This is a genomic window from Bradyrhizobium sp. 4 (assembly GCF_023100905.1).
GTDB lineage: Bacteria > Pseudomonadota > Alphaproteobacteria > Rhizobiales > Xanthobacteraceae > Bradyrhizobium.
This window is the reverse complement of sequence record NZ_CP064686.1, coordinates 4,744,305-4,767,569: the sequence shown is the minus strand read 5'-3', so window position 1 is coordinate 4,767,569 and position 23,265 is coordinate 4,744,305. Positions and strand designations below refer to the sequence as shown.

Annotated in this window: 31 protein-coding genes; 29 read left to right on the top strand and 2 right to left on the bottom strand. The window is 64.1% G+C overall.

The window, feature by feature from the left end; translation table 11 throughout:
• Window positions 1–3 precede the first annotated feature (3 nt).
• The 24 genes from rpsC to IVB45_RS22490 all read left to right on the top strand — a co-directional run bounded on the left by rpsC (window position 4) and on the right by IVB45_RS22490 (window position 15,012).
• Complete coding sequence (gene rpsC / locus IVB45_RS22605) at window positions 4–726, top strand: 30S ribosomal protein S3 (protein WP_247361921.1); 723 nt, start codon at window positions 4–6, stop codon at window positions 724–726.
• Window positions 727–758: 32 nt separating this feature from the next.
• Window positions 759–1,172 (top strand): 50S ribosomal protein L16, encoded by a 414-nt coding sequence (rplP, locus tag IVB45_RS22600; RefSeq protein WP_007603024.1) that lies wholly within the window; start codon window positions 759–761, stop codon window positions 1,170–1,172.
• A gap of 5 nt (window positions 1,173–1,177) precedes the next feature.
• Window positions 1,178–1,384 (top strand): 50S ribosomal protein L29, encoded by a 207-nt coding sequence (gene rpmC / locus IVB45_RS22595; protein ID WP_007603026.1) that lies wholly within the window; start codon window positions 1,178–1,180, stop codon window positions 1,382–1,384.
• A 13-nt stretch (window positions 1,385–1,397) separates the two neighbouring features.
• Entirely contained in the window at window positions 1,398–1,646 is a 249-nt protein-coding gene (gene rpsQ, locus IVB45_RS22590; RefSeq protein ID WP_007603028.1) for a 30S ribosomal protein S17, read from the top strand.
• An 83-nt stretch (window positions 1,647–1,729) separates the two neighbouring features.
• Complete coding sequence (rplN, locus tag IVB45_RS22585; protein WP_007603030.1) at window positions 1,730–2,098, top strand: 50S ribosomal protein L14; 369 nt, start codon at window positions 1,730–1,732, stop codon at window positions 2,096–2,098.
• The gene (rplX, locus tag IVB45_RS22580) at window positions 2,098–2,412 is read left to right on the top strand and encodes a 50S ribosomal protein L24 (RefSeq protein WP_007603031.1); all 315 of its coding nucleotides are present in this window, start codon (window positions 2,098–2,100) and stop codon (window positions 2,410–2,412) included. Before rplN ends, rplX begins: the two co-directional genes overlap by 1 nt.
• Window positions 2,405–2,962, top strand: a complete 558-nt coding sequence (gene rplE / locus IVB45_RS22575; protein ID WP_007603032.1) for a 50S ribosomal protein L5 — start codon at window positions 2,405–2,407, stop codon at window positions 2,960–2,962. The genes rplX and rplE overlap by 8 nt, the downstream gene beginning before the upstream one ends.
• Window positions 2,963–3,008: 46 nt before the next feature.
• Window positions 3,009–3,314, top strand: a complete 306-nt coding sequence (gene rpsN / locus IVB45_RS22570; RefSeq protein ID WP_007611604.1) for a 30S ribosomal protein S14 — start codon at window positions 3,009–3,011, stop codon at window positions 3,312–3,314.
• Between the two features lie 14 nt (window positions 3,315–3,328).
• On the top strand, window positions 3,329–3,727 hold the full coding sequence (gene rpsH, locus IVB45_RS22565; protein ID WP_007603034.1) for a 30S ribosomal protein S8: 399 nt from the start codon (window positions 3,329–3,331) through the stop codon (window positions 3,725–3,727).
• A 16-nt stretch (window positions 3,728–3,743) separates the two neighbouring features.
• The gene (rplF, locus tag IVB45_RS22560; RefSeq protein WP_007611603.1) at window positions 3,744–4,277 is read left to right on the top strand and encodes a 50S ribosomal protein L6; all 534 of its coding nucleotides are present in this window, start codon (window positions 3,744–3,746) and stop codon (window positions 4,275–4,277) included.
• Between the two features lie 11 nt (window positions 4,278–4,288).
• Entirely contained in the window at window positions 4,289–4,651 is a 363-nt protein-coding gene (gene rplR, locus IVB45_RS22555; protein ID WP_007603036.1) for a 50S ribosomal protein L18, read from the top strand.
• Window positions 4,652–4,698: 47 nt separating this feature from the next.
• On the top strand, window positions 4,699–5,286 hold the full coding sequence (gene rpsE / locus IVB45_RS22550) for a 30S ribosomal protein S5 (protein ID WP_007603037.1): 588 nt from the start codon (window positions 4,699–4,701) through the stop codon (window positions 5,284–5,286).
• Between the two features lie 25 nt (window positions 5,287–5,311).
• Window positions 5,312–5,518 carry a 50S ribosomal protein L30 gene (gene rpmD / locus IVB45_RS22545; RefSeq protein WP_007603038.1) on the top strand — a complete coding sequence of 69 codons (207 nt, stop codon included), beginning with the start codon at window positions 5,312–5,314 and terminating at the stop codon, window positions 5,516–5,518.
• A 75-nt stretch (window positions 5,519–5,593) separates the two neighbouring features.
• Entirely contained in the window at window positions 5,594–6,079 is a 486-nt protein-coding gene (gene rplO / locus IVB45_RS22540) for a 50S ribosomal protein L15 (protein ID WP_247361917.1), read from the top strand.
• A gap of 152 nt (window positions 6,080–6,231) precedes the next feature.
• On the top strand, window positions 6,232–7,563 hold the full coding sequence (secY, locus tag IVB45_RS22535) for a preprotein translocase subunit SecY (protein ID WP_007611601.1): 1,332 nt from the start codon (window positions 6,232–6,234) through the stop codon (window positions 7,561–7,563).
• Window positions 7,564–7,837: 274 nt separating this feature from the next.
• Complete coding sequence (locus IVB45_RS22530) at window positions 7,838–8,731, top strand: adenylate kinase (RefSeq protein WP_247361914.1); 894 nt, start codon at window positions 7,838–7,840, stop codon at window positions 8,729–8,731.
• A 187-nt stretch (window positions 8,732–8,918) separates the two neighbouring features.
• Window positions 8,919–9,287, top strand: coding sequence for a 30S ribosomal protein S13 (rpsM, locus tag IVB45_RS22525; protein ID WP_007611599.1), 369 nt, complete (start codon window positions 8,919–8,921; stop codon window positions 9,285–9,287).
• 123 nt (window positions 9,288–9,410) lie between these two features.
• Window positions 9,411–9,800 carry a 30S ribosomal protein S11 gene (rpsK, locus tag IVB45_RS22520; protein WP_007603045.1) on the top strand — a complete coding sequence of 130 codons (390 nt, stop codon included), beginning with the start codon at window positions 9,411–9,413 and terminating at the stop codon, window positions 9,798–9,800.
• Between the two features lie 112 nt (window positions 9,801–9,912).
• On the top strand, window positions 9,913–10,944 hold the full coding sequence (locus IVB45_RS22515) for a DNA-directed RNA polymerase subunit alpha (RefSeq protein WP_035961343.1): 1,032 nt from the start codon (window positions 9,913–9,915) through the stop codon (window positions 10,942–10,944).
• A gap of 131 nt (window positions 10,945–11,075) precedes the next feature.
• The gene (gene rplQ / locus IVB45_RS22510; RefSeq protein ID WP_007603047.1) at window positions 11,076–11,492 is read left to right on the top strand and encodes a 50S ribosomal protein L17; all 417 of its coding nucleotides are present in this window, start codon (window positions 11,076–11,078) and stop codon (window positions 11,490–11,492) included.
• A 120-nt stretch (window positions 11,493–11,612) separates the two neighbouring features.
• A complete protein-coding gene (locus IVB45_RS22505) occupies window positions 11,613–12,452 on the top strand; it encodes a cytochrome c (RefSeq protein ID WP_247361911.1) in 840 nt (279 codons plus the stop codon).
• An 80-nt stretch (window positions 12,453–12,532) separates the two neighbouring features.
• Window positions 12,533–13,321 (top strand): SDR family oxidoreductase, encoded by a 789-nt coding sequence (locus IVB45_RS22500; RefSeq protein WP_247361909.1) that lies wholly within the window; start codon window positions 12,533–12,535, stop codon window positions 13,319–13,321.
• A 9-nt stretch (window positions 13,322–13,330) separates the two neighbouring features.
• The gene (locus IVB45_RS22495) at window positions 13,331–13,627 is read left to right on the top strand and encodes a DUF1330 domain-containing protein (RefSeq protein WP_027567486.1); all 297 of its coding nucleotides are present in this window, start codon (window positions 13,331–13,333) and stop codon (window positions 13,625–13,627) included.
• 56 nt (window positions 13,628–13,683) lie between these two features.
• Window positions 13,684–15,012, top strand: coding sequence for a chloride channel protein (locus IVB45_RS22490; protein ID WP_027567485.1), 1,329 nt, complete (start codon window positions 13,684–13,686; stop codon window positions 15,010–15,012).
• Window positions 15,013–15,015: 3 nt separating this feature from the next.
• Here the strand turns inward: IVB45_RS22490 and IVB45_RS22485 are convergent, their stop codons facing one another.
• On the bottom strand, window positions 15,016–16,029 hold the full coding sequence (locus IVB45_RS22485; RefSeq protein WP_247287023.1) for a zinc-binding alcohol dehydrogenase family protein: 1,014 nt from the start codon (window positions 16,027–16,029) through the stop codon (window positions 15,016–15,018).
• 80 nt (window positions 16,030–16,109) lie between these two features.
• Entirely contained in the window at window positions 16,110–17,723 is a 1,614-nt protein-coding gene (locus IVB45_RS22480; RefSeq protein ID WP_247361906.1) for an OprO/OprP family phosphate-selective porin, read from the bottom strand.
• A 312-nt stretch (window positions 17,724–18,035) separates the two neighbouring features.
• Between IVB45_RS22480 and IVB45_RS22475 the strand changes: the two genes are divergently transcribed.
• The 5 genes from IVB45_RS22475 to IVB45_RS22455 all read left to right on the top strand — a co-directional run bounded on the left by IVB45_RS22475 (window position 18,036) and on the right by IVB45_RS22455 (window position 23,217).
• Window positions 18,036–19,442: a DegQ family serine endoprotease gene (locus tag IVB45_RS22475; protein ID WP_027567482.1), complete on the top strand. Its 1,407-nt coding sequence runs from the start codon at window positions 18,036–18,038 to the stop codon at window positions 19,440–19,442.
• The gene (locus tag IVB45_RS22470; protein ID WP_027518575.1) at window positions 19,439–20,773 is read left to right on the top strand and encodes a replication-associated recombination protein A; all 1,335 of its coding nucleotides are present in this window, start codon (window positions 19,439–19,441) and stop codon (window positions 20,771–20,773) included. Before IVB45_RS22475 ends, IVB45_RS22470 begins: the two co-directional genes overlap by 4 nt.
• 78 nt (window positions 20,774–20,851) lie before the next feature.
• Window positions 20,852–21,169 (top strand): HigA family addiction module antitoxin, encoded by a 318-nt coding sequence (locus tag IVB45_RS22465; protein WP_247361904.1) that lies wholly within the window; start codon window positions 20,852–20,854, stop codon window positions 21,167–21,169.
• Entirely contained in the window at window positions 21,166–22,383 is a 1,218-nt protein-coding gene (locus tag IVB45_RS22460) for an RluA family pseudouridine synthase (protein ID WP_247361901.1), read from the top strand. Before IVB45_RS22465 ends, IVB45_RS22460 begins: the two co-directional genes overlap by 4 nt.
• A gap of 39 nt (window positions 22,384–22,422) precedes the next feature.
• Window positions 22,423–23,217 carry an ATP12 family protein gene (locus IVB45_RS22455; protein ID WP_247361898.1) on the top strand — a complete coding sequence of 265 codons (795 nt, stop codon included), beginning with the start codon at window positions 22,423–22,425 and terminating at the stop codon, window positions 23,215–23,217.
• The last annotated feature ends 48 nt before the right edge of the window (window positions 23,218–23,265 follow it).

The window sequence follows — 23,265 nt, the reverse complement described above, 5'->3', positions numbered from 1 at the left end:
ACGATGGGTCAAAAGATCAATCCGATCGGTCTGCGTCTCGGCATCAACCGGACCTGGGATTCCCGCTGGTACGCGGGCAAGCAGGAATACGGCAAGCTGCTGCACGAGGACGTCAAGATCCGCGAGATCCTGCACAAGGAGCTCAAGCAGGCGGCCGTCGCCCGCATCGTGATCGAGCGTCCGCACAAGAAGTGCCGCGTCACCATCCACTCGGCTCGTCCGGGCGTGGTGATCGGCAAAAAGGGTGCCGACATCGACAAGCTGCGCAAGAAGGTCGCGGACATCACCGCGTCCGACGTCGTCATCAACATCGTCGAAATCCGCAAGCCGGAGCTCGATGCGACGCTGGTGGCCGAGTCGATCGCGCAGCAGCTGGAGCGCCGCGTGGCGTTCCGCCGCGCCATGAAGCGCGCCGTGCAGTCGGCGATGCGTCTCGGCGCGGAAGGCATCCGCATCAACTGCTCGGGACGTCTGGGCGGCGCGGAAATCGCGCGCATGGAGTGGTACCGCGAAGGTCGCGTGCCGCTGCACACGCTGCGCGCAGACATCGACTACGGCGTCGCGACCGCGTTCACGACCTTCGGCACCTGCGGTGTCAAGGTCTGGATCTTCAAGGGCGAGATCCTCGAGCACGATCCGATGGCCCAGGACAAGAGAATGGCCGAAGGTGAGACTGGTGGCGGCGATCGCGGCGGCCGGCAGCGCCGGGACAACGCTGCAGCCTGACGCCAGCACAGAGAATTTGAGGGCTTGAAGCCATGATGCAACCTAAGAAAACGAAGTTCCGGAAGGCGCATAAGGGCCGTATCCACGGCGTTGCGTCTTCGGGCGCGACGTTGGCCTTCGGCCAGTTCGGTCTGAAGGCGACCGAGCCTGAGCGCGTCACTGCGCGCCAGATCGAAGCCGCTCGCCGCGCGCTGACCCGCCACATGAAGCGCGCCGGCCGCGTCTGGATCCGCATATTCCCCGACGTTCCCGTGTCGAAGAAGCCTGCCGAAGTCCGCATGGGCTCCGGCAAGGGCGCGCCGGAATTGTGGGTCGCGCGCGTCAAGCCGGGCCGGGTGCTGTTCGAGATCGACGGCGTCAACACCCAGACGGCGCGTGAAGCGCTGACCCTGGCGGCAGCCAAGCTGCCGATCAAGACGCGCTTCGTCGAGCGCATTGCGGAGTAATGGCCATGGCCCAGATGAAAATCGAAGACATCCGCGCGTTGAGCCCCGATCAGCAGGATGACGCCATCCTGAACCTGAAGAAGGAGCGCTTCAACCTGCGCTTCCAGCGCGCCACCGGGCAGCTCGAGAACACCTCGCGTCTGCGCGAGGCCCGCCGTGACATCGCCCGGATCAAGACCGTCGCCGCGCAGACGCGCGCGAAGAAGAAGTAAGAGGCTTACGAAGATGCCGAAACGTACTTTGCAGGGCGTGGTCGTCAGCGACAAGCAAGCCAAGACCATCGTGGTGCGCGTCGATCGCCGCTTCACGCACCCGATCTACAAGAAGACGATCCGCCGTTCGAAGAACTACCACGCGCACGACGAGAGCAACGAGTTCAAGCCGGGCGACATGGTGTGGATCGAGGAATCGAAGCCGATTTCGAAGTTGAAGCGCTGGGTCGTGATCCGGGGCGAGCACAAGAAAAGCGCCTGATCTGTTGGCTTTAGCCGACTGACTTCAGGTAAATGTTGAGCGCCGGCTGGGCTGGCGCAAAGAGAAGAGGACGAGGTGCATCAATGATTCAGATGCAGACCAACCTCGACGTGGCCGATAATTCTGGCGCACGCCGTGTCATGTGTATCAAGGTGCTCGGGGGCTCCAAGCGCCGCTACGCCACGATCGGCGACATCATCGTTGTCTCGATCAAGGAAGCGATTCCGCGTGGCAAGGTGAAGAAGGGCGATGTGATGAAGGCCGTCGTGGTGCGCGTCCGCAAGGACATCCGCCGCGCCGACGGTTCGGTCATCCGCTTCGACCGCAACGCCGCCGTTCTGATCAACAATCAGTCCGAGCCGGTCGGTACCCGTATCTTCGGGCCCGTGCCGCGCGAGCTGCGCGCCAAGAACCACATGAAGATCATCTCGCTCGCGCCGGAGGTGCTGTGATGGCTGCGAAGATCCGCAAGGGCGACAAGGTCGTCGTGCTGACCGGCCGCGACAAGGGCCGCACCGGCGAGGTGTTCGAAGTGCGTCCCGACGCCGGTACGGCGCTGGTGCGCGGCATCAACATGGTCAAGCGTCACCAGAAGCAGACGCAGGCCCAGGAGGGCGGCATCATCTCGAAAGAGTCGCCGATCCAACTGTCCAACATCGCGTATGTCGGCAAGGACGGGAAGCCGACCCGCGTCGGATTCAAGATTCTGGCGGACGGCAAGAAGGTCCGCATCGCCAAGAGCTCGGGAGCTGAGATCGATGGCTGAGGCCGCTTACACGCCGCGCCTGCGCGCGGAATACGACGCGAAGATCCGGACGGAAATGACCGAGAAGTTCGGTTATGAGAACGTCATGCAGGTTCCGCGCCTGGACAAGGTCGTGCTGAACATGGGCGTTGGCGATTCCGTCAACGACCGCAAGAAGGCCGAGAACGCCGCTGCGGAATTGACCCAGATCGCCGGCCAGAAGGCGATCGTGACATATTCGCGGATCGCGATCGCGACCTTCAAGTTGCGTGAGAACCAGCCGATCGGCTGCAAGGTCACGCTGCGCAAGGCCCGCATGTACGAGTTCATCGATCGCCTGGTGACGGTCGCGCTGCCGCGCGTCCGCGACTTCCGCGGCTTGAACCCGAAGAGCTTCGATGGCCGCGGCAACTACTCGCTCGGCCTCAAGGAACACATCATTTTCCCCGAGATCGACTTCGACAAGGTCACGGAATCCCGCGGTATGGACATCACCGTCTGCACCACGGCCAAGACCGACGACGAGGCGAGGGCCTTGTTGACCGCTTTCAATTTCCCGTTCCGGCAGTGAGACGCTGACCTAAAGCCTCTCAAACGCGGATACCCAGGAGCCAAACATGGCAAAGAAGAGTTCAATCGAGAAGAACAACCGGCGCAAGCGGATGACGAAGAACGCCGCTCCGAAGCGCGAGCGGTTGAAGGCGATCATCGCCGACAAGACGTTGCCGATGGAGGAGCGGTTCGCCGCGACCCTGAAGCTGGCGGAAATGCCGCGCAACTCGTCGGCGACCCGCATCCGTCTGCGTTGCGAGCTGTCGGGCCGTTCGCGCTCGAACTATCGCTTGACCAAACTGTCCCGCATCGCAATGCGGGACCTTGGCTCCAAGGGCATGGTCCCGGGCCTCGTGAAGTCCAGCTGGTAAGGAGGGTCGTTTAGATGTCTACGCACGATCCAATCAGCGATCTGATCACCCGCATCCGCAACGCGCAGATGCGCTCCAAGAACAAGGTCTCCACGCCTGGCTCGAAGATGCGCGAGAACGTGCTCGAGGTGCTGAAGAGCGAAGGTTACATCCGCGGTTACGCCACGCTCGAGCACTCCTCGGGCCGCAGCGAGATCGAGATCGAGCTGAAGTATTTCGACGGCGAGCCCGTTATCCGCGAGATCGAGCGTGTCTCCAAACCCGGGCGTCGCGTTTACGCTTCGGTGAAGAACCTGCCGCGGGTCAATAACGGACTCGGCATTTCGGTGTTGTCGACACCGAAGGGAATCATGGCTGACCACAGTGCGCGTGAAGCGAACGTGGGCGGCGAAGTTCTCTTCACGGTGTTCTGAGAAGGATTTTTGATCCATGTCACGTGTTGGCAAAAGGCCGGTAGCGGTGCCGTCGGGTGTGACCGCGACCGTCGACGGGCAGACCGTCAAGATGAAGGGGCCGAAGGGCCAGCTTCAGTTCGTCGTCCATAGCGACGTCGAGGTGAAGCTCGACAACGGCCAGGTCAAGGTGAACCCGCGGGTCGAGACCAACCGCGCGCGGGCCCTTTACGGGACCGCTCGCGCCCAGGTCGCGAATCTGGTCGAAGGCGTCACCAAGGGTTTCGAGAAGAAGCTCGAAATCACCGGCGTCGGTTACCGCGCCGCGCTGCAGGGCAAGAACCTGCAGCTCGCGCTCGGCTACAGCCACGATGTGGTCTACGCGATCCCGGAAGGGATCACGATCACCGTGCCGAAGCCGACCGAGATCACGGTGACCGGCAGCGACATTCAGCGCGTCGGCCAGGTCGCCGCCGAGATTCGCTCCTATCGTCCGCCGGAGCCCTACAAGGGCAAGGGCGTGAAGTATGTTGGCGAATTCATCTTCCGCAAGGAAGGCAAGAAGAAGTAACGGAGCCGGTCATGTCGAAAGCCAAGGTTACGAATGCCCGGCGCAAGCGCAGTGTACGTCTGAAGCTGCGCCGCTCGGGTGGCGGCCGTCCGCGCCTGTCGGTGTTCCGCTCGTCCAAGCACATCTACGCCCAGGTCATCGACGACCTGAAGGGCGAGACGCTGGCCTCTGCCTCGTCGCTCGAGAAGTCGATGCGCGATGGCGGCAAGACCGGCGCCGACATCGATGCGGCGAAGGCGGTCGGCAAGCTGCTGGCCGAGCGCGCCGCCGAGAAGGGTGTCAAGGAAGTCGTGTTCGATCGCGGCAGCTATCTCTATCACGGGCGCGTCAAGGCTCTTGCCGACGCGGCGCGTGAGAGCGGGCTGAGCTTCTAACAGAATTTGAGGATTGAGGCGTAAGCCTCTGAAGGACTGGAAAAACCATGGCAGAACGCGAACAACGTGGTGGACGCGATCAACGCGGCGGCGGACGTGAACGCAGGGAAGAGCGCGACAGCGAGTTCGTCGACAAGCTCGTCCACATCAATCGCGTCGCCAAAGTCGTCAAGGGTGGCAAGCGCTTCGGTTTCGCAGCGCTGGTCGTGATCGGCGACCAGAAGGGCCGCGCCGGCTTCGGTCACGGCAAGGCGCGCGAAGTGCCTGAGGCGATCCGCAAGGCAACCGAATCCGCCAAGCGCAACCTGACCCGCGTGTCGTTGCGCGAGGGCCGCACGCTGCATCACGATATCGCCGGCCGTCATGGCGCGGGCCGTGTTTACCTGCGCGCCGCTCCGGCCGGTACCGGGATCATCGCCGGCGGTCCGATGCGCGCCGTGTTCGAGACGCTCGGCGTCCAGGACGTGGTTGCGAAGTCGATCGGTTCGTCGAACCCGTACAACATGGTTCGCGCGACCTTCGATGCGCTGAAGCATCAGGATTCGCCGCGCTCGGTCGCTGCCCGCCGCAACATCAAGGTGTCCACCCTCCAGTCCCGCCGTATCGGTGGCGACGCCGAGGCGGTTGCCGAATAACGGAAGCTTTTCGGAGTAGACGCCCATGGCCAAGAGTGCCGTTACGACCGCAAAGACGATCAAGATCGAGCAGACCGGCAGCGCGATCCGCCGCCATCACTCGCAGCGCTCGACGCTGATCGGGCTCAAGCTCAACAAGATCGGCCGCACCAGCGAACTGCCGGACACCCCGGCGGTGCGCGGCATGATCTTGAAGGTTCACCATCTCGTTCGCATCGTCGACGAGAAGTAAGCAAAGGCGCACGATCCCGAAAAGCGGGGACCCGTTTTCGGTGAAGGTCATGCGCAAGAAACAAGGAGCAGGGCGATGAAGCTCAGCGATATCGCCGACAATGCCGGCTCACGCAAGAAGCGTATGCGCGTCGGCCGCGGCATTGGTTCGGGCAAGGGCAAGCAGGCCGGCCGCGGTGGCAAGGGCCAGACCGCGCGTTCGGGCGTGCGCATCAAGGGTTTCGAAGGCGGTCAGATGCCCTTGCATCGCCGTCTGCCCAAGCGCGGCTTCAACAACATCTTCCGCATCGAGTTCGCCGAGATCAATCTCGACCGGCTTCAGGACGCGGTCGATGCCAAGAAGATCGATGCCGGCAGCATCGTTAACGTCGAATCCCTGGTCAAGGCTGGCGTGCTGCGCCGCGCCAAGGGTGGCCTGCGGCTGCTCGGCCGCGGCGAGTTCAAGGCCAAGCTCAACATCGAAGTGCACGGCGCCTCAAAGACCGCGATCGCGGCGGTCGAGAAGGCCGGCGGCTCGGTGAAGATCCTCGCGCCTGCCAAGGAAGAAGGCGAGGCGGCGTAACAACTGCGTCATTGGCCCGCGGCTCGCGGGCCTTTACGCATGCGGGACGATGGACTTATCGAAGCCGTAGCCCCAGATAATGTCCGGTGTCCGGTATAATGTAGCCCGGCCGCGGGCATAACGGCGCAAAAAGCGGCGGGAGAAAGTCCAAGATGGCCTCTGCAGCGGAACAACTGGCAGCCAATCTCAATTTCGGTGCGTTTGCCAAGGCCGACGAACTGAAGAAGCGCATCTGGTTCACCCTGGGCGCGCTGCTCGTTTATCGGCTCGGGACCTACATCCCGCTGCCCGGCATCGATCCCAACATCTGGGAGCAGGTCTTCCGCTCCCAGGCGGGCGGCATCCTCGGCATGTTCAACATGTTCGCCGGCGGCGGCATTCACCGCATGGCGATCTTTGCGCTGAACATCATGCCGTACATCTCGGCCTCCATCATCATCCAGCTCCTGACCACCGTCTCGCCGCAGCTCGAGGCGCTGAAGAAGGAAGGCGAGTCCGGCCGCAAGCTGCTGAACCAGTACACCCGCTATCTCACGGTGATCCTGGCCGCGTTCCAGTCCTACGGCATCGCGGTGGGCCTCGAAGGCGCCGGCAACGTCGTCAGCGACCCCGGCATGTTCTTCCGTCTGTCCACCGCGATCACGCTGACCGGCGGCACCATGTTCCTGATGTGGCTGGGCGAGCAGATCACCTCGCGCGGCATCGGCAACGGCATTTCCCTGATCATTCTCTCCGGCATCGTCGCCGAGCTGCCCGCCGCTCTCGCCAACATGCTCGAGCTCGGCCGTCAGGGTGCGATGTCGACCGGCCTGATTCTCGTCGTCATCATCATGGCGGTGGCCGTGATCGCCTTCATCGTGTTCGTGGAGCGCGCCCAGCGCCGGCTCTTGATCCAGTATCCGAAGCGCCAGGTCGGCAACAAGATGTTCGAGGGGCAGTCCTCGCATCTGCCGCTCAAGCTCAACACTTCGGGCGTGATCCCGCCGATCTTCGCGTCCTCGTTGCTGCTGCTGCCGACCACGGTTGCGAACTTCAACGCGGGCAGCGGGCCGGAATGGTTCCAGTGGATCAACACCCAGCTCGGCCACGGCCGTCCGCTGTTCCTGATCATGTATCTGGCGCTGATTGTGTTCTTCGCCTTCTTCTACACCGCGATCGTGTTCAATCCGACCGAGACCGCAGACAATCTGAAGAAGCACGGCGGCTTCATTCCGGGTATCCGTCCGGGCGAGCGTACCGCGGAATATATCGACTACGTGCTGTCGCGCATTACCGTGCTCGGCGCGGTCTACCTGGCGATCGTCTGCTTGATTCCGGAAATCCTGATCTCCTACGCCTCGGTGCCGTTCTACTTTGGCGGCACTTCGCTGCTGATCGTCGTCAGCGTCACCATGGACACGGTGGCGCAGGTGCAGGGCTATCTCCTGGCGCATCAGTACGAAGGTCTGATCCGGAAATCGAAGCTGCGCGGCCGGCGCCGTTAAGCGCGGAGTCCTCTCAGGCGGCGCAATTGCGCCGCCGATTCGCCGCGCGAGTAACGCGCGGCGCCTGCGGGAGCGGCCAGCCAGCCATCCGGTGGCATCGGCAGAGCCACTCGCACTGAAGCGCAATCACTGATCTCAAAGGCTTCTTGGCGTCCGGCCATTTGCTCCCCTATGATATGGGTAGCGGTGCGGCGCTGATTATGATTTGCACTGTAACTGGACTTTAAAACACAGGTGCGCGACGTATCGCGCACCAATCGGGGGGCGTACGCCGATGAGAATTATACTTCTGGGGCCGCCGGGATCGGGCAAGGGCACCCAGGCGCAGCTGCTGGTGCAGCGCTATGGCATCGTCCAACTCTCGACCGGCGAGATGTTGCGTGCCGCGGTGGCGGCCGGAACGCCGGTCGGTCTCAAGGCCAAGGAGATCATGGCCAGCGGCGGTCTTGTGCCCGACGATGTCGTGGTCGGAATCATCTCCGATCGAATCGATCAGCCGGATGCCAAAAACGGTTTCATCCTCGACGGTTTCCCGCGCACTGTGCCGCAGGCCGAGGCGCTGGATGAGCTGCTCAAGCACAAGCACCTCAAGCTCGACGCCGTGATCGAGCTCCGCGTCAACGAGAGTGCACTCCTGAACCGTGTCGAGACCCGCGTCGCCCAGATGCGCGAGCGCGGGGAGGAGGTCCGACTCGACGACACCCCGGAGGTCCTGACCAAGCGGTTGGCCAGCTACCGCAACCAGACGGAACCGCTGATTCACTACTATTCCGAGCGGCGGAAGCTCTCGACCATCGACGGCATGATGGCGATCGACGAGGTCACCCGCGCCATCCATCGCCTGCTCCTGGCGCTTGGGGCGGTCGAGCCCAAGACGCATGGCAAGACGCCCGGCAAGGCCTCCGCCCGGCGCGCGGCCAAGGCGGCCCCGGCCAAAAAGGCCAAGGCGGCGAAGAAATCGGCCAAAAAGCCGGCGAAGGCGGCCAAAAAGGCCGCCAAATCCAGGAAAGCGGCCAAGAAGGCCGTGAAGGGTCCTAAGAAGGCGGCCAAGAAAGCCGTCAAGAAAACCGTGAAGAAAAAGGCAGCCAAAAAGACCGCCAGGAAGGCTGTCAAGAAAGGTGCCAAAAAGGCCGCAAAAAAGGTCACGAAAAGGCGAGCTAAGCGCTAGCAGCGGTTGACGAAAGCCCCCTGAATCCCCTAATAAGCCCCGCATCCAAGTCGGATAGTTTCAAACGATGCCGGGCCCCAGGAAGACCAGGGGTGGGCGTCGTGTTCGCGTTTGTGAACACCTGCCCGAGAAACCAAGCACTTAAAGCCCGATTCCTGACGAGGGATCGGCGACAGGAGAGAAGGCCGTGGCCCGTATTGCCGGCGTGAACATCCCGACCAACAAGCGCGTGCTGATCGCGCTCCAGTACATCCATGGCATCGGTCAGAAGATCGCCGGTGAGATCATGGAGAAGGTCAAAATCCCGGACGATCGTCGGGTCAATCAGCTCAGCGACGCCGAAGTGCTTCAGATCCGCGAAGTGATCGACCGCGACTATCTCGTCGAGGGCGATTTGCGTCGTGAGGTCGGCATCAACATCAAGCGTCTGATGGATCTCGGCTGCTACCGCGGCCTGCGCCATCGTCGCGGTCTGCCGGTGCGTGGCCAGCGTACCCACACCAATGCGCGCACGCGCAAGGGTCCGGCCAAGGCCATCGCCGGCAAGAAGAAGTAAGTTTTCGCATCCAATTACGGCGTGTGGCGACCCGGGGATGACCCGTTCGCCACACGCCTTTCGTTCTACAGGTGTAGCCGCTGGCATTACGGCGGCGTTTGAGATCTTCAGGAAAGGTAGTCTATGGGCAAGGAAGCCACCCGCGTTCGTCGTCGTGAGCGCAAGAACATCGCCTCCGGCGTCGCGCACGTGAACTCGTCGTTCAACAACACGACCATCACCATCACCGATGCGCAGGGCAACACGATCGCCTGGTCCTCCGCCGGCACGATGGGCTTCAAGGGCTCGCGCAAGTCGACCCCGTATGCCGCACAGGTTGCGGCCGAGGACGTGTCGAAGAAGGCGCAGGAACACGGCATGCGCACGCTGGAAGTCGAAGTCGCCGGTCCCGGTTCGGGCCGCGAATCGGCGCTCCGGGCGCTCCAGGCCGCGGGCTTCACCGTCACCTCGATCCGCGACGTGACCACGATCCCGCACAACGGTTGCCGTCCCCGCAAGCGTCGGCGCGTTTGATACGAAGTTGCGGGCGCATCGTCGCCCGCGATGACTTTTTTAAGAAGCCGCAGGTGCGACCTGTGGCCTTTCTCCAACGCCAGTATCTGCAACGGCAGTTTGACTGGCCTGTATGGGTGAAACAGTGACGATCCAGAAAAATTGGCAAGAACTGATTCGACCGAACAAGCTCCAGGTGCAGCCCGGCAGCGATTCGAACCGTTTCGCGACCATCGTCGCCGAGCCGCTCGAGCGCGGCTTCGGCCAGACGCTCGGCAACGCGCTGCGCCGCATCCTGCTGTCGTCGCTCCAGGGCGCGGCTGTGCAGTCGGTGCACATCGACGGCGTGCTGCACGAGTTCTCCTCGATCGCGGGCGTCCGTGAGGACGTCACCGACATCGTGCTCAACATCAAGGACATCTCGATCAAGATGCAGGGCGAAGGCCCCAAGCGCATGGTCGTGAAGAAGTCCGGCCCGGGCGTCGTCACCGCCGGCGACATTCAGACCGTCGGCGACGTCGTCGTGCTCAATCCGGACCTGCAGATCTGCACGCTCGACGAGGGCGCGGAGATTCGCATGGAGTTCACGGTCGCCACCGGCAAGGGCTACGTGCCCGCCGAGCGCAATCGTCCCGAGGACGCGCCGATCGGCCTGATCCCGGTCGACAGCCTGTACTCGCCGGTCCGCAAGGTCTCCTACAAGGTCGAGAACACCCGCGAGGGCCAGATCCTCGACTACGATAAGCTGACCATGACGATCGAGACCAACGGCGCGCTGACGCCGGATGATTCCGTGGCCTACGCTGCGCGCATCCTGCAGGACCAGCTCAACGTGTTCGTCAACTTCGAAGAGCCGCGCAAGGAAGTCGCCCAGGAGATCATCCCGGACCTCGCCTTCAACCCGGCCTTCCTCAAGAAGGTGGACGAGCTCGAGCTGTCGGTGCGTTCGGCCAACTGCTTGAAGAACGACAATATCGTCTACATCGGCGACCTCGTGCAGAAGTCGGAAGCCGAAATGCTCCGCACTCCGAACTTCGGCCGCAAGTCGCTGAACGAGATCAAGGAAGTGCTGGCCCAGATGGGTCTGCATCTCGGCATGGAAGTGCCGGGCTGGCCGCCGGAGAACATCGACGAGCTCGCCAAGCGCTTCGAGGATCACTACTGATCCGAACTACAACAGGCCAAGAACAGGCAAAGGCGCGAATTCCTCGCGCCTTTGCGGGCGAACGCAGGCAGCCCACCTGAGCAATAAGTCGGACGAACCGTCGCGACGAATGAAATTCAAGGAATAGAAAAATGCGTCACGGCAAGGTTCATCGGAAGCTCAACCGCACCGCCGAGCATCGCCGCGCGATGTTCGCCAACATGTGCGCCGCGTTGATCAAGCACGAGCAGATCGTCACCACGCTGCCGAAGGCGAAGGAATTGCGTCCGATCGTCGAGAAGCTTATCACCCTCGGCAAGAAGGGCGGGCTGGCCATGCGCCGCCAGGCCATCTCCGAGATGCGCGACAAGGATCAGGTCAGGAAGCTGTTCGACACGCTCGCGCCCCGCTACAAGGATCGCCAGGGTGGCTACACCCGCATCATCAAGGCCGGCTTCCGCTACGGCGACAACGCCCCGATGGCCGTGATCGAGTTCGTCGATCGCGACGTCGATGCCAAGGGCCAGGACTCCGGTCCGGTGCAGGAAAAGGAAGCCGAGGCGGCGTAAGCCGACCGGTAGAGAGTTTTCAGAAAGCGGCGCCTTCGGGCGCCGCTTTTTTGTATGGCGCGGCTGCATCTCATACCGCGCATCGTTTCGTTGAACGCGATTCCGACCGGGGGGCTCTCGATGAGGATTGTGTCAGGGATTGCGCTGGCGCTGCTGATGTCGCCGGCCTCTGGCGAGACGCTCGTCGAGCGCGGCGCCTATCTCGTCAACAGCGTGATGGTTTGCCACAACTGCCACACGCCGCGAGGGCCGCAAGGGCTCGATCTCTCTCGCGCGCTCTCCGGGGGCAGCCAGGTTTTTGACGAGCCCGCCTTCAAGGTCTCTGGCTCCAACATCACACCGGACAAGGACACCGGCATCGGCAACTGGACCGACGCCGAGCTGAAGCGGTTTCTCGTCAGCGGCGTCAGGCCGAACGGAACCAGGGTCGCGCCGATCATGCCGACCGCGTTCTACACCGTGCTCACGGCCCGCGATCTCGACGCGCTCGCAGCTTATTTGCGCTCAGTGCCGGCCGTACGCCACGAGACGCCGCCGCCGGAATACAGAAGCGCGCCGAAGCCGGAGACGCCGATCTACGCCGGCAAGCAGGCGAACGAGGCTGAGCTTTCCGACAGGCTTGCGCGCGGCCGCTATCTCCTGACCATCGCCCATTGCCTGGAATGCCACACGCCGGACGGCCCGTCCGTCGTGCACGATTTCGCCGGAGCGAGCGGCAAGGGCGGCCGGACATTCAAGGGGCCGTGGGGCGAATCCGTCTCCGCCAACATCACCGCGGATATAGCCGCGGGCATCGGCGGGTGGAGCGACGACGAAATCAAACGTGCGATTGCGCAAGGCATCGCACGCGACGGCCACAAACTGAAGCCGCCGATGGCCTATGCTGGCTATGCCAGCATGACGGCCCAGGATCTCGATGCCATCATCGCGTTTCTCCGGACGCTTCCGCCTCGCAACTAAATCCTCACGCGTCGGTGAGGGGCGATTGCACCCGCCCGCGCAGCGCACGATATCTCCGTCAGTTTCAATGGAGACATCGCATGAAGATCGACCTTTCCGGAAAGACCGCCCTCGTCACCGGCTCGACCGCCGGCATCGGCCACGCCATCGCCAAGGGCCTTGCCGGCTCCGGTGCGAGCGTCGTGATCAACGGACGCGGCCAGGGCAAGGTCGATGCGGCCGTGCGCAAGCTGGAAGGGGCGGGCGGAAAGGTCCGCGGCATCGCCGCCGACGTCTCGACCGCGGCGGGCTGCAAGGCGTTGGCGGCGGCGCTGCCAGACGTCGACATCCTTATCAACAATGCCGGCATCTTCGAGCCGAAAGACTTCTTCGACATTCCGGACGAAGACTGGAGTCGCTTTTTCGAGGTCAACGTGATGAGCGGCGTGCGTCTGTCACGCGCGTATATGAAGGGCATGCTCAAGCGCAACTGGGGCCGAATCATCTTCATCTCCTCGGAATCAGGGCTCAACATTCCCGTCGAGATGATCCACTACGGCATGAGCAAGACGGCGCAGCTCTCGGTCGCGCGCGGCCTGGCGCAGCTCACACGCGGCACCGGCGTCACCGTCAATTCCGTGCTGCCGGGCCCGACCATGTCGGAAGGCGTCGAGACCTTCGTGAAGGATCTCGCTAAGCAGAACGGGCAGTCGGTCGATGAGGCCGCGGCCAATTTCGTCAAACAGCATCGCCCAAGCTCGCTGCTCCAACGCTTCGCCAGCGTCGACGAGATCGCCAACATGGTGGTGTATGCGGCTTCGAAGGAAGCCTCCGCGACCAACGGTGCGGCGCTGCGCGCGGAAGGCGGCATCGTCAACACGATTGCCTGAGGCCGTCTCATGCCGGCCTATGTGATCTCGGAGGTCGAGGCGCGTGATCAGGCCGCGATGGAGGCTTATCGTACGCTGGCTGCTGCTACCATCGCGCAATATGGCGGCCGCTATCTCGTCCGCGGCGGCGCCGCCGAATTGGTGGAGGGCGGCCCGCCGCCCAAGACCATCATCATCGTGGAGTTTACCTCGATGGAACGCGCGCGCGAATGGTACGCGTCGCCGGAATATGCGGAGGCGCTAAAGCTTCGGCAGACCGCGCTGGAGCGGCGGTTGATGTTCGTCGAGGGCATGGTTCCGGTCTAGCTGGTCTGCTCGCTTGCCTCTTCAATTCGCGGCGGGACCGGCTAAACCTCGGTTTTATGCTCTGGCCCCTCTCGACCCGCCATAAACGCCTGTTCAGGCTGACATCCGCGCGATGGCAGCGGCGGGCGATCTTCGTGCTCGGTGGAATCGGGGTTGGCGCCGCGGCGGTGGCGCTGGCGCAGCTTGCCGATCTCGCCCAGCACGCCTTTGCGCTGCTGCTAGCCAAATCGCGCTACGCCGTGCTCGCGGTGACACCTCTCGGCTTCATGCTCTCGGCCTATCTGACCACCCGGTTGTTCCCGAACGCACAGGGCAGCGGCATTCCTCAGGCGATCGCCGCACGGCATCTGACCGACCAGACGGCGCGCGAGAGCCTGGTCTCGATCCGAATCGCGATCGGAAAGGTGATCCTCACCTTGTTCGGTCTGCTGTGCGGTGGCTCCGTCGGCCGGGAAGGACCGAGCGTTCAAGTCGGCGCTTCCATCATGTTCGCGCTCGGCCGCGTCTCGCCACGCCGCCAGCCCGGATTGATCCTGGCCGGCGCGGCTGCTGGCGTCGCGGCCGCCTTCAACACGCCGCTGGCGGGGATCGTCTTCGGCATCGAGGAGATGAGCCGTGCTTTCGAGACGCGTACCAGCAGCCTGATCATCGCGGCGGTGATCGCGGCCGGCCTGACCTCGCTCGCGCTGATGGGCAACTACGCCTATTTCGGCAGCAGTGCGATGTCGCTGGCCCCCGGCGCCGACTGGCTCGCGGTTCCGGTGTGCGGCGTGGTTGGCGGCGTGGCCGGCGGCGTCTTCAGCCGCATCGTCATCACCATGGCGCGGGGCTCGGCCCATCCGTTCGGGCGTGCGGTCAAGGGCCACCCTTTGTGGTTCGCGCTCGCGTGCGGATTGGCGGTCGCGATCTGCGGCATCGTCTCCGGCGATACGGTCTATGGCACAGGCTACCAGCAGGTAAAGACGGCCCTGGAGCAGGGCGCACCGCTGCCGCAGGACTTCGGCATCCTCAAGCTTCTCGCCACCACCTTCGCGGCGATCAGTGGCATACCCGGCGGAATTTTTTCGCCGTCACTCGCCGTTGGAGCCGGCCTCGGCAGCAATATCGCGTCCTTCTTCCACGACGCTCCGCTCGGTGCGATCATGTTGCTCGGCATGGTGTCGTATTTTGCAGGGGTGGTGCAGGCGCCGATCACCGCTTTCGTCATCGTGACCGAGATGACCGACAACCACGCCATGGTGGTGCCGTTAATGGCCGCTGCCCTGATCGCACACGCCACCTCACGGCTGATCTGCGAAGAAGGGATCTACCACGCGCTCGCCAAGGGCTTTATCGAGCGGGCGACGCGTCCGCCGGAGACGAAAGCGGCGCCCGCTTCGAGCTAAGACCTACCACCCCTCCAGCACGATCTTGCCGCGCGACTTGCCGCTCTCCAAAAGCGCGTGCGCGCGCTTGAGATTGGCCGCGTTGATCGTGCCGAAGGTCTGGTCGAGCGTGGTACGCAAGACGCCCTTGTCGATGAGGTCGGCGACGTCGTTCAGCAGATGATGTTGCGCGATCATATCGGCGGTCTGGAACGAGGAGCGCGTGAACATCGATTCCCAATGCACCGAGATTGCCTTGCCCTTGAACGCACTCATGGTGAATTCCGGCGGATCGTCGATCAGGCCGAACTTGCCCTGCGGCGCCATCGAATCGGCGATGCTCTTGTAGTGCTGGTCGGTGAAGGTGAGGCTCGCCACCAGCGCGACTGGCGGCAGCTTGAGCTTCTCGATCTGCTCCTTCATCGGTTGGCCGTGGTCGATTACTGCATGCGCGCCGAGATCGAGGCACCATTTTTGCGATTCCGGCCGCGTTGCGGTTGCAACCACGGTCAGCCCGGTGAGGCGGCGAGCGAGCTGGATCAGGATCGAGCCGACGCCGCCGGCGCCGCCCGTGATCAGCAGCGTACGTGGATCGACACTCTTGCCGGGCACCGCACCCAGCCGGTCGAACAACAGCTCCCAGGCGGTGATGGAGGTGAGGGGAAGGGCGGCTGCCTGTGCGAACGACAGGCTCTTCGGCTTGTTGCCGACGATGCGCTCGTCAACGAGATGGAATTCGGAATTGGTGCCCTGGCGCAGGATCGAGCCGGCGTAAAATACTTCGTCGCCCGGCTTGAACAGCGTGACGTCGGGACCGACGGCGTCGACCACGCCGGCCGCGTCATAGCCCAGTATCTTCGTCTCGCCCTCGGGCGGAGCGGCGCGCTTGCGCACCTTGTAATCGACCGGATTGGCCGAGATCGCCTTCACGGCGACGCGGATGTCGCGGCCGCCGGGCTCGGGTTTTGCGGTCTCGAAATCGATCAGCGCGTCCTGATCCTCGATCGGAAGCGATTTCTTGTAGCCGACGGCCTTCATGGCTTGTCTCCTTCAGATAGCGTTGCAGATGCTGGGTCCCGGGTTCGCGTTTTCGCGTACCCCGGGACGACAGGCGATACCTAGAACGCGAACTGCGTCCGCATGGCGACCGCATCGAACTTCGAGCCGACATCGGCGGTCGAGACCGGCGAGGCCTGCCTCGACACCGTGCCATGCAGATAGTCCAGCATGAAACGGACGTTGCCGTTGACATACCAGTTCAGCGCCGCCGTGTAGACCGTCTGCCGGCCGCCTGCGATGCCGGTGGCGGTCCCGAGCTGATCGTTGAGGTCGATCGTGGAGAAGCGTCCCGCGACTTCCCACGCGCCCCAGCCGCCGCCCTCGAGCGAGAACGGGTGCGCCGGCTTGACGCCGCCATAGGCCGCGTTCGCTGCATTATAGCTGCGACCCTCGCCAGTCAGCACGTAGCCGGCCTGCGCGTAGCCGCCCTGGAATTTGAGGCTCGGCGCACCCAGCGGCGGCAGGCCGGTATTGGCGCTGCGATCGATGTTGTACCAGAAATACTCGCCTTGCAGGATCAGCGGTCCATAGGTGGCGGCCGCTTCGACGCTGTAGACCTGCGCGCCGGAGGCATTGGCGATTGCGCCGGTCGTAGCCAGCGCCGTGGGATCGATGCGCAGTTCCGGACGATCGGTCAGCGTCACCGTCTGTGCACCCGTCACCAGATTGCGCGTCGGCTGGATCAGCCATTCGGCATTGCCCCCGAGATGGACCGAGTAGTCTTTGCCGCTGACGACCTGGCCGGCGACACGCGCGACCGCGCCGTATTGTTCCGTGGTGCCGTTCGGCGCAACGCTCGACGCTGAGTGGATCGCACCGGTGGCGGGGCCGGTGACATAGGCGCCGACCCAGAACTCGTCGTTGTACCAGCGCGTGCCGACCGCCGAACGGAAGTCGCCCGCGGCGATGCTCGTGGCGACGATCCCCGCCGAGGCGCGCTCCATGAACATGATGTCGTTGGAGCTCGTGGCCTCATCGAGAGTGTAGGGCAGGTCCATGATGCCGCCTTCGATGGCCATCTTGCCGCCGAACGGTTTCAGGCCGGTATAGCTGAGATAGGCGTTCTCGACGCCAGAGACGCCGCCGCCGGGCAGCGAACCCGGAGCTGCGCCGCCAAACCCGTCGGAGGAGCCGCCGAAGTCGTAGACCAGCGCGAAACTCCAGTCGTGGAAGAACTTGCCGGCGACACCGATGCGCGCGCGGCGGACGTTCTCGCCGCTGTCGAGCTTTTGCGGCACGGTTGCCGCCGTGTTGGGCCGATAGTCATAGCCGCCGACATCCCAATGCACGCGGCTTGTGATCCCGACGCAGTTAGCCCCATCGGCAGTGCAGATGGTCGGTCGGTTGTTCGGCATTGTCACGACGACGCCGGATGCGGGCGCCGGTCCCTTGAGCGGGATCGCCGCGTTGGCGTTGGCGACGGCGGCCTTCGCTTCGGAACGCGCTTCGGCTTTCGCCTCCGCCTTCGCCTCAAGCTTGGCCTTCGCTGTGGCCGCAGTATTCGCGGCGGTCTGGCTCTGGAGCTTGTCGAGCTTCTGCTCCAGCATCTTCAGCTGCTGCTTCAGGAGCGCGATCTCCTGGTCGCTGCTGCTCGCCGATTGGGCCTGGGCCTGCGAGGCTGCCAGTGCGGCGGCGAGACCCATCGCCGTGGCTGCAATTCTTGTCCTGCTCACGTCATGACTCCATCGTTTGACGAACTTCCCCAAGTCGCTGGCGGAGAGCCTAGGTGGGATCGATGACTACCCCGCGACGCTGCGGCCGGTTGCGCGGTTCCCACTGGTGTAAATTCGCCGCAACCGAATCCGCCTTGCGCCACCATGCAAGATGACGCACATCGTGCCAATCGGCAGCCCCGGCAAATTGCGATTTCGCACGCAGAGCTTGCAGGCCGGCCACACCAAAAAGGCCCCTGAATATGCCGCCGGGCGCCCTTCTAATGGGGGGCGAACGCGCCTATATTCCGGCGTCTTTTCCAAGAGGTAGGAATGTTTCGATCGACCTGGACCGCCGTCGTCACGGCACTGTGCATAGCCTTTTCGGCCAACTTCAATCCGGCCGCCGCGCAGGACCGCCGTGTGCCGTCCTCGCCCGCCGAACTGCGGCTGTCCTATGCGCCGATCGTGCAGCGGGTGCAGCCGGCGGTTGTCAACGTCTATGCCGCCAAGGTGGTGCAGAACCGCAACCCGCTGCTCGACGACCCCATATTCCGCCGCTTCTTCGGCGTGCCCGGCCAGCAGCAGGAGCAGGTGCAGCGCTCGCTCGGTTCGGGCGTGATCGTCGATGCGTCGGGGCTCGTTGTCACCAACGTCCACGTCATCGAAGGCGCCGACCAGGTCAAGGTGTCGCTGTCGGACAAGCGTGAGTTCGAGGCCGAGATCGTGCTGAAGGACTCTCGCAGCGATCTGGCCGTGCTGCGTTTGAAGGACACCAAGGAGAAGTTTCCGGCTCTCGAATTCACCAATTCGGACGAACTGCTGGTAGGCGACGTCGTGATGGCGATCGGCAATCCCTTCGGCGTCGGCCAGACCGTGACTCACGGCATCATCTCGGCCTTGGCGCGCACGCAGGTCGGTATCACCGACTACCAGTTCTTCATCCAGACCGACGCGGCGATCAATCCTGGCAATTCCGGCGGCGCGTTGGTCGACATGAACGGCAGGCTCGCGGGCATCAACACCGCGATCTATTCGCGCTCCGGCGGCTCGCAGGGCATCGGCTTCGCGATCCCCGCCAACATGGTGCGCGTCGTCGTCGCCTCCGCCAAGGGTGGCGGCAAGGCGGTCAAGCGGCCCTGGTTAGGGGCGAAATTGCAGGCGGTGACGCCGGAGATCGCCGAGAGTCTCGGCCTGCGTTCGCCGACCGGTGCGCTGGTCGCAAGCGTCGTCCCGAACGGGCCGGCGGCCAAGGCCGGGCTGAAATCCTCCGACCTGATCGTCTCGATCGACGGCCAGACCGTGGATGATCCCAACGCTTTCGACTATCGCTTCGCCACACGGCCGCTCGGCGGCACGGCGCAGATCGACGTGCAGCGCGGCGGCAAGCCGGTCAAGCTGACGGTGGCGCTGGACGCCGCGCCCGATGCCGGCCGCAACGAGCTCGTCATCACCGCGCGCTCGCCTCTCCAGGGCGCGAAGGTCTCGACCATCACCCCGGCGCTTGCCGACGAGCTGCATCTGGACGCCGATACCGAAGGCGTCGTGGTCACCGATCTCGGCGGCGACAGCGCGGCCGCGAATGTCGGCTTCCAGAAGGGCGACGTCATCCTGGCGGTCAACAACCAGAAGATCAGCAAGACCAGCGATCTCGAAAAGGCGGCGGCCGAGCGCCAGCGCATCTGGCGCATCACGCTGGTGCGTGGCGGCCAGCAGATCAACGTCACGCTGGGCGGATGAGTCCGAAGCGACCACAGGAGACGCCAACTCTCTTCGCCGCGGCGGGGCTCGATCACGAGGCTCCGCATCCGCTGCCGGATCGGCTGCGGCCGCGCGCGCTCTCGGAGGTCGTCGGCCAGGATCACATCCTGGGTCCAGACGGCGCGCTGACGCGCATGCTGGAGACGCGCACGCTGGGCTCGCTGGTGTTCTGGGGCCCACCCGGCACCGGCAAGACCACGGTGGCGCGGCTGCTCGCGGACGCCACCGATCTGCATTTCGAGCAGATCTCCGCGGTGTTCTCCGGCGTCGCCGATTTGAAGAAGGCCTTTGAGGCGGCGCGTGCACGCCGCGAGATGGGCAAGGGCACGCTGCTGTTCGTCGACGAGGTGCATCGCTTCAACCGGGCCCAGCAGGATTCGTTTCTGCCCGTCATGGAAGACGGCACGGTGGTGATGGTCGGCGCCACCACCGAAAATCCGTCCTTCGAACTCAACGCGGCGCTTCTGTCCCGGGCGCGCGTGCTGGTGTTTCGCTCGCTCGACGCGGCCGCGATCGAAAAGCTGTTTGCGCATGCCGAGGAGGTCGAGGGCCGCAAGCTGCCGCTCGACGAGGAAGCGCGCGCCGTGCTGGTGCGCATGGCCGATGGCGACGGCCGCGCGTCGCTGACGCTCGTCGAGGAAGTCTGGCGCGCCGCGCGCAAGGACGAGATTTTCGACGCCGCGCAGTTGCAGGAAATATTGCAGCGTCGCGCGCCCATCTACGACAAGTCGGCCGACGGCCATTACAATTTGATCTCGGCGCTGCATAAGTCGGTGCGAGGCTCCGATCCCGATGCCGCGCTGTATTATCTCGCGCGCATGCTCGATGCCGGCGAGGACCCGCTGTTTCTGGCCCGTCGTGTCGTGCGCATGGCGGTCGAGGATATCGGGCTTGCCGATCCGCAGGCGCTGGTCATCGCCAACGCAGCCAAGGACACCTTCGACTTCCTCGGTCATCCCGAGGGCGAGCTCGCGATCGCGCAAGCCGTGGTCTATCTCGCCACCGCGCCGAAATCGAATGCCGTCTACACCGCCTTCGGCAAGGCGATGCAGGTCGCCAAGCAGGCCGGCTCGCTGCTGCCGCCGAAACATATCCTCAATTCGCCGACCAAGCTGATGAAATCGGAAGGCTACGGCGCATCTTACGAATACGACCATGACGCCCCCGACGCCTTCTCCGGACAGGATTATTTCCCGGAAGCGCTGGGTCGCCAGACCTTCTACGACCCGCCCGACCGCGGGTTCGAGCGGGAGATCAGGAAGCGGCTGGATTATTGGGCGAAGTTGCGGAAGGAGCGGGGTGGGGCCTAACCCTTTCGGGCTTGCTGTAGGGTTCGATTTACGGTTTACGTAACGCGTAATTCACGCTAGTCCGGCCAAGAAATCGCCATGCCCCGCACGCCCATACATCCCGGTGAACATCTTGCCGAAGAACTGCGACAACTCGGCATCTCCGCCGCAGAACTCGCGCGTCAGGTCGATGTACCCGTGAACCGGATCACCGGCATCATCAATGGACAGCGCGGCATCACGGCCGATACGGCGTTGCGTCTTGGTCACTGGTTCGACACCAGCCCGCAGTTCTGGATGAACCTGCAGCAGCAATATGAGCTGCGCCTCGCGGAAAAAGAGGTGGGGGCGCAGGTTGCGTCGCTGCCGCGCCGCGCGACGGTGCAGTCGACACGAACGTTTGGAAAAGCCACATGAGCCGCCGCATCAAGAGAATGAACCCAAAACCTCGCGAGCGCGATGAGCGCAAGGAGGCGCGCCCGTTCAAGGCGCGCAGCGCGAAGGCGGCTGGGCCTCGGCCGGGCGGCAAGCCGGGCACGAAGCCGCCGCGCTTCGCGAGTGAGCGGGTCGAGCGGCGCGCGCCCAAAGCCGAACCGGAAAAGGCTGCGCCGGCAAAGCCCCCCGTCGAGGCATTGCTGCCGACCAAGGTGCAGACCGTCAAGGTGACGGCCGACGAGAACAACATGCGCGTCGATCGCTTCCTTGAAGCGCACTTTCCCGGCCTGTCGTTCTCCCACATCCAGCGCGTCGTTCGCAAAGGCGAGCTGCGCGTCGACGGCAAGCGCGTCGACAGCAAGGACCGGCTGGAGGAGGGCCAGAGCGTCCGCATTCCGCCGCTGAAGCTCGACACGCCGAAGGCACCCAACCCCGAGTCAGAGGCGGCGCAAAAGACGCTTGCCGCGCTGAAGGAGATGACGATTTACGAGGATGACGACGTTCTCGTGCTGAACAAGCCGGCCGGACTGGCCGTGCAGGGCGGCTCGGGCATGACGCGACACATCGACCAGATGCTGGAGGTGATGCGCGATTCCAAGGGCCAGAAGCCGCGCCTCGTGCACCGCATCGACAGGGAGACGTCGGGCTGTCTCCTGGTCGCCAAGACCCGCTTTGCCGCCTCGCATCTCACCGGCGCATTCCGTTCGCGGTCGGCGCGAAAAACCTATTGGGCGCTGGTGCCGGGCCTGCCGAAGCCGAAGCAGGGCCGCATCTCGACATTTCTCGCCAAGGAGGAGAGCGAGGACGACACCATCATGCGCATCGCCCAGCATGGCGACGAGGGCGCAAGCCACGCGGTGACCTACTATGCGGTGGTCGAGACCGCCGGCAACAAGCTGACCTGGGTGTCGCTGAAGCCGGTGACCGGGCGCACCCACCAGCTGCGCGCCCACATGGAACATATCGGCCACCCCATCGTCGGCGATCCCAAATATTTCAACATCGAGAACTGGCAATTGCCGGGCGGCCTGCAAAACCGGCTGCATCTGCTCGCGCGCCGTATCGTCATTCCGCATCCGCGCGGCGGCTTCATCGATGCCACCGCGCCGCTGCCGCAGCACATGCAGCAGTCGTGGAACCTGCTCGGGCTCGATGCAAGCAGATTTGATCCGATCGAGAATGCGCCTGAAGAGTAGTTGAAAGGGCGGCAGCGGAAGGGCAGGGACCGGAACGAGATGCGCGAATTGTTTGATGAAGCTGCGGGGCGATCCCCGCTTGATCCGCAGGAGTTGGTCCGCCAGGCCGCGCGCGTGCCGTTGCGCAAGCGCTTCTACAAGGAGGTGGGGGTCTCTGAGGCTGAGGGCGGCTTTGCCATCACCCTCGATGGCAAGCCGATCCGCACGCCGTCCGGCCGCCAGGTGATCATCCCTTCGCGCGCGCTGGCCGACGCAGTGGCTGCGGAGTGGGCGGATCAGGACGAGACGATCAAGCCCATGACCATGCCGCTGACGCGGATCGCCAACAGCGTCGTCGAGGGCGTCGTCGACCGCGTCGATCTCGTCACGGACGACCTTGCAAAATACCTCCAGTCCGATCTGCTGTTCTATCGCGCCGGCCATCCCGAGGGGCTTGTCGCCCGCGAAGCCGCGCATTGGGATCCCGTGCTGTTCTGGGCCGCGGAGACGCTGGGGGCGCACTTCATCCTGTCCGAAGGCGTCATGTATGTGACGCAGCCGGATGAGGCGCTTCGGGCCGCGCGTGGGGCCTTGCCAGGGGACGCCTGGTCGGTCGCCGCCCTCCACGTGATCACCACCCTGACCGGCTCGGCGCTGCTGGCGCTGGCGCTTGCCCATGGCGTGCGCGACGCCGACCAGGTTTGGGCGGCAGCCTATGTTGATGAGGACTGGAACGCCGAGAAATGGGGCGTGGACGAAGAAGCGGCCGGCCGCCGCGCCGCCCGCCTGCGGGATTTCGAGGCTGCCGTGGCGGTTTTGGCCGCTGTGAAGCCGCCTGCGGCCAAAGGTCCTTAACGAGAGGTTTACGAGGGCGGCCTTAGGGTGGGGGCCAGCGTTCCCTGG